At 59.7% G+C, this 1,000-nt stretch carries 1 pseudogene; it reads left to right on the top strand.

The annotated features are described in order from the left end of the window. Positions 1-1,000 (top strand): annotated as a pseudogene (locus HMPREF3277_RS12350) (sugar-binding protein); the annotation flags it as partial.

Genomic DNA, 1,000 nt, shown 5'->3' on the forward strand with positions numbered 1-1,000 from the left:
GGGGAGCGGGACGTCTTCGTTTCCGAAGACGAGCGTTTCTACGTCAACCGCCTCACCTCCGTCACCTTCAACGGCAAGGAACTGGTGCGCTACGACTATGACGGCTACGGCGATTTGACCGCCGTTTACGGACGCGACGGCAAAAAACTGCGCGGTTTCGCCTACCGCAACCACATCATGGTCGAACACAGTCAGCCCGACGGACTGGTATCCCGCTACGAATACGACCGTTACGACACCGACGGCAAAGTGCTCAAAAGCAGCAACAACCTCGGCGAAGAATGGACGTTCGACTACCGCAAAGACCATACCGTCGTTACCGACGCATTGGGACGGACGGAAGTGTACGGTTTCGATGAAAACCGGGAACTTATCTACCGCATCGATGCCGACGGACAACGCAGCGACAGCGAACGCGACAGCTACGGCCGCATTACCGTAGAGCGCGACCCGCTCGGACGCGAAACCCGCTATCTCTACGATACCGAAGGCAACGTCATCGCCATCACCGCGCCGGACGGCAGCAGCACCCAAATCGACTACCACGAAACCCTCAACCTGCCGGTTGCCGTCAACGATCCCGCAGGCAGGATTACCGCCTACGATTACGACGGACGCGGCAACCTCATCAGCATCACCGACCCCGCCGGTTACACCACAAGCTACGGCTACAACGCCCAATGGCTGCCCGAAACCATTACCGACGCCTTAGGCAAAACCAGACGCCTACACTACGACACCCTCGACCAGCTCGTCAGCTTTACCGACTGTACCGGCGAAACCACCCGTTTCGGTTACACCGAATACGGCGATCTCGAAACCGTTACCGATGCGCTGGGCCATACCACCCGCCGCCACTACGACGCAGCGGGCAACCCCGTCCGTACCGACTATCCCGACGGCAGTCACGAAACCTTCGAATACGACCGCCTCAACCGGCTGACCGCCCACATCGACGGACTCGGTGCCAAAACCGCCTACGAACTCGCAGTGGACGGAC

It is taken from the genome of Neisseria sp. HMSC70E02, assembly GCF_001838645.1.
GTDB lineage: Bacteria > Pseudomonadota > Gammaproteobacteria > Burkholderiales > Neisseriaceae > Neisseria > Neisseria macacae.